Raw genomic sequence first — 4,474 nt, 5'->3', positions numbered from 1 at the left:
GGATCTATCTCGCGATGAGCCGCCTCATGACCAAAAGATTAGCCCATGCAGCAGCTTAATCTCCAGACACCCTCTAGCGCCTCGTGCTGACTCACTCCCAATGCCATCCGATCCAATGCGCATGGCGCAGCCCTGTTGCTTCACTCTGCAAAGCAAACTGCGGGTGAATGCGGTCGTCCTCACAAGAGCAACATCCCTGGCCAGTTACGCCACGAACCAGCCCGTACTCAGGTCAATCTCGAACAAGCGCCCGTCGTTCTTTTGATCAGCCCCATAGTCTGCCACATACAGGTTCATTTTGTTTCCATCATTGAGATCGCTGCTCGGGGCCAGTTCCAGGCCCTTAGGCGCAGCTTTTACTCCCGTGATCGGATTGATGTGGCCAGCCAGAATGTCGGTCGCCCCTAACAACCGGCCCGTATCATCGATCTGGTAGATGGTGGGACTGATGCCGCTGGCGACGAAGAACACCGCGCGGCCATCGCTGGTGGTGTTACTGTAGGTGAGCGCCTCTGCATCTCGCATCGCACTCGGCAGCGCAACCGACGAGAGCAGCTGGCCCGTTGCACTGAACTTGTAGAGCTTGAGAGTCGTCCCATCCACCACGTACATGTTGCCGGTGTTGGGATCAAACGTCGGGTCCTCCGTGTCGCTGAGCCCGAGCGTGCTCGTGATGATCTCCCCGAGCTTCACCGAGGGATTAGCCGGATCTACCCAGAAGATCTTCCCCTTGTCATCATCGGATATGTACAGGTAGCCGTTCTTGGGATTGTACCCGAGTCCGGTCGGCTCCTTGCTGAAACTAGTCAGGCTGTGCCAGCGGAAGCTGCTGTCGTCATTCAGACCTAAGAGGTTGGTTGAGCTGTAGTACGGGCTCTCATCATGCTCGGAGTCAGCAATGAACAGGGTTCCCGGACCACCATTCTTGCCCGGGATGTAAGCCACACCTGACGGATCCCCGCTGCCGTAGCCTGACGGATCTCCGGCCTTGTACTGGGTGGTGTCGATGATCTTCACCACGGTCGCCGGCAGGTCGTTGTCGACGATGGTAGCGGTGGCGGTATGGCTCGTGGTGCTCACGCTCGCACTGGTGGCCGAGTTGATCTTGATCGAGAAGGCCTCCGGGTTCTCCAGCACCGTGTCATTCAGAAGGCTGACCGTGATCGTCTTGGTGGTCTCCCCGGCCAGGAAGGTCACGTTCTTGTTGAGCAGAGCCGTATAGTCACTGCCAGCCTTGGCGGTGCCATCCACGGTCGAGTAGTTGACCTTCACATCCTGAGTCGTCGCCGTGCTGAGGGTCAGCGTGAACTTGATCTTGGCGCTTGAGCCCTCCACCTGCGGGTCTGGCGACGCGCTGGAGATCGACACAACGGGACCGGCAGGAGGCGGCGTGTCATTGTCGCTGATAGAGGCAGTGGCCGTGGTGCCGGTGCCGAGGGTGGCATTAGTGGCCGAGGTGAGCTTGACGCTGAAGTTTTCCGTATTCTCCACCAGCGTGTCGTCGATCAGATCAACGATGACTGTCTTGGTCGTCTCGTTGGGGGCAAAGGTCACCGAGCCGTTGGTGATGTCGATGAAGTCGCTGCCTGCAGTGGCGGTGCCGCTCTGGGTAGCGTAGTTGACCGTCACCGGTTCGGTGGCGGCCTTATCCAGGCTGATCGTGAAGCTGATCTTGCCATTCGGCCCCTCCGGCTGCGGGCTCGATGATGCCGCTGCAATCGACACTACTGGGACCGGGGGTGGATCGGGCGCATCGTTGTCGCTGATCGTCCCTGTTACGGTGTTGTTGGTGGAGCTGACGATGGCGTTAGTGGCCGTGCCCAGCCGGACCGTGAAGGTCTCCAGATCCTCCACCAGCGTGTCGTCGATCAGATCAACGATGACTGTCTTGGTCGTCTCGTTGGGGGCAAAGGTCACCGAGCCGTTGGTGATGTCGATGAAGTCGCTGCCTGCAGTGGCGGTGCCGCTCTGGGTAGCGTAGTTGACCGTCACCGGTTCGGTGGCGGCCTTATCCAGGCTGATCGTGAAGCTGATCTTGCCATTCGGCCCCTCCGGCTGCGGGCTCGATGATGCCGCTGCAATCGACACCACCGGCGGAGATGGAGGCGGTGGCGTAGTGCCGGTGGTATAGGTGACTGCCAGCAGCGGTTTGACGGAGCCCTCGGAAGAGTAGAAGTCCCAGCCATCGGTGCCGCCAGCCCTGAACACCCAGCCAAAATTGGCAGCGTTCTGGGCCGCAGAGCTTGTGCCTGCCGTCTTCCAGGCCTGCAGGCTCTTGGTCACGTCGAACCCCCGGCTGCCGGTGCTGACAGCCCCGGTGGTCAGGTCAGCTTCCGCAAAGGCCTCGGTGTCGTCAATCTGCACACCGTTACCCAGCGAACTCCAGGTCGAACTCTCCGACCAGCCAACCTTCATGCGGTGCAGCGTGCCGCCCTGGGTGGAGCCATTGGTGGTCCGCAGAGTCAAGGTGGCCGAGGTGATCACCGCATCGTAGGGGATCTGCCAGGATGCAGAGCCGAACAGATTGGTAAAGGCCAGCAGTACCTGCTCTTCTGCGTTGCTGCCGGTGTCAATGCCGATGGTGGTCGCCGTGCCATAGCCGGTAGAGGGGGCGGTCTGTAGCAGTCTGGTGTCAATGGTGCCACTGTAGGCAGAGCCATCCTGGAACGTCACTGTTGACATGGTCGACTCCAGAGACGGTTATCGAGGGAGTTGTAGAACGGTACATTAAAAAATCATATGCCGGAAGATGCTTGGGTTCATAAGTATTGGTTTCGCATCCTTGGGGGGGAAATTAGGGAATTTATCTAATCTAATGTGAGTAGACCAATCCGATATTGCACGTTACAGCCAAGTTTAACCTAGAGGAGAGAGGAAGATCATCCGATAACTTTGAAAGTTCTCCTCCGCCATCCTTGAGAGTTCAAGGTCGAGATCGGGCCCCAGTCCTCTGACCCAGAGTTCGGCCTTGTTGACCTGCAGCGCCTCCTGAACCTGCTGCAGCTGTTTTCGCAAAAGTTTCTGCTCGGCAATGGGACGAACTCTCTCACTCACCAGGTAGGCGTCGGTCTTATGAGACTCGGAAAGATTTGGTCCTTGGTCCAGCACCTTCTGGATCACAGACCGCAGTTGAGCCAGTGCCCTCGGCCCCATGGACGGGCGCTTCAGCCATTCGGCCTCAGGAACTTGGAGGACGTCGAGAACCGTGGGATGCTGGCCCCGGAATTCGGCCAGGATGGTCTCTTGGATCCGCGGTGTCAGATGTTCCAGCGGGAAGGGGTCGCTCAACTGCATCTCGTCCCCACATGCTGATGCATGAAGGTGACGTATCCGTCGTCGCGCTGGGCTCCAGCAGGTGATCCAACTCCGCGCACACCTTGGCGACGAACCCGCCAAGTGAGCACGCTGCTCTCCGGATCATAGGCCAGCAGCTCGCGGGCACGCTTGGCGGTGAGAACAAGCCCCTTACGCCTGCGGTCGGGAGTGGCAGTCATGGTGTTCCTCATGATAATGGTATGGTGGATGAACGGCGCGCCTCGGGGGCGGGACAGTCAGCGCGGCTGACGGTCCACCGGTCGGGGAAAGACGGCGCCACGACCAACATGCAGCACGCCTCGTCATTGACGGCGGAACCTGCATCAACGAGGCGGCTATTGTCGCTGCCGGCTTTCCCTATCAGCCGGTGCGTTCTGTTGAGAGCATGACTGAGTGCTTCTCCCGCACGATCTGCCGTCTGGCGATGCTCCTGAACGATGAAGCCACCGATGCGCAGCGGCAGCAATTGCTCCCGTTCATGACCTGCGGGGCCAGTGCCGATACGGCGAAGGTGGAGTGGGAACCGGAAGTCTATAACACCCTGCACATGCGGTATTATCTCAAGTTCCTGGAGCGCCTCAGGGTCCTTGAGGGGGCGTTGGCCATTTGGCCGACAGGCGGACTTCCCGGCGGTAAGGGAGGTGAAGTCCGATGGCTTTTCAGCGTATTCAAGGAGATGGCTGATCTCATGGCTACACTGGTGAGCCATGGCGTCGAGGTGGACCCAAGTTCATCCCCGACATCAGCGTCGGCATGCAGTGGTCACGCCACTGGGAGGAAAAGGCAATGAATGAGGATTACGGTTCTCGCGTCTCCTATCTCCATAACTATCCCAACTCCTTCCCACAGGCGAAGTCTAGCGCATCGTGCGGAAAAGTGGACCCGGTATTCGCTAGCGCGGCCGTTCGGGTCGCTGACGCGGACCTCCGGTTCCGCATCAACGATGCGCTCGTCAATGGGAGAGAGCATCGGATTGACCCCAAAAGTGGATTCCACTTTTCACGTCCGAGGCTTTAGAGGGGATGTTTGATCCCGCGGTTTGGTGGTGCATTCTTGTCCCCGGAATGGAGGGATGCGCTTCTTGATCCTCCCTCGCGTTGGTGGACACCTTTGCTAAGCTCCTGAGGGAGTGGGAGGGGGTTCGATGACGAAGACGAGG

At 59.1% G+C, this 4,474-nt stretch carries 3 protein-coding genes and 1 pseudogene; 1 reads left to right on the top strand and 3 read right to left on the bottom strand.

Annotation, left to right across the window (positions count from 1 at the left end; genetic code table 11):
• Positions 1-204: 204 nt before the first annotated feature.
• From DC522_RS32545 to DC522_RS32535, 3 genes are all read right to left on the bottom strand, one after another.
• Positions 205-2,682, bottom strand: coding sequence for a Calx-beta domain-containing protein (locus DC522_RS32545; protein ID WP_116532562.1), 2,478 nt, complete (start codon positions 2,680-2,682; stop codon positions 205-207).
• 174 nt (positions 2,683-2,856) lie between these two features.
• A complete protein-coding gene (locus DC522_RS32540; protein WP_133239448.1) occupies positions 2,857-3,288 on the bottom strand; it encodes a hypothetical protein in 432 nt (143 codons plus the stop codon).
• On the bottom strand, positions 3,285-3,494 hold the full coding sequence (locus tag DC522_RS32535) for a hypothetical protein (RefSeq protein WP_116532560.1): 210 nt from the start codon (positions 3,492-3,494) through the stop codon (positions 3,285-3,287). The genes DC522_RS32540 and DC522_RS32535 overlap by 4 nt, the downstream gene beginning before the upstream one ends.
• A gap of 128 nt (positions 3,495-3,622) precedes the next feature.
• Between DC522_RS32535 and DC522_RS32530 the strand changes: the two are divergent.
• A pseudogene (locus tag DC522_RS32530) lies at positions 3,623-3,833 on the top strand (hypothetical protein); the annotation flags it as partial.
• Between the last annotated feature and the right edge of the window lie 641 nt (positions 3,834-4,474).

Source organism: Microvirga sp. KLBC 81 (assembly GCF_003075415.1).
Taxonomy (GTDB): Bacteria; Pseudomonadota; Alphaproteobacteria; order Rhizobiales; family Beijerinckiaceae; genus Microvirga.
The sequence above is the reverse complement of the archived record's forward strand: the minus strand, read 5'-3'. Positions and strand labels throughout refer to the sequence as shown.

What these genes read in the sequence shown, in the direction of transcription:
- DC522_RS32545 (WP_116532562.1), bottom strand. Translation starts at nt 2,682, where the DNA reads ATGTCAACAGTGACGTTCCAGGATGGCTCTGCCTACAGTGGCACCATT.
- DC522_RS32535 (WP_116532560.1), bottom strand. Translation starts at nt 3,494, where the DNA reads ATGACTGCCACTCCCGACCGCAGGCGTAAGGGGCTTGTTCTCACCGCC.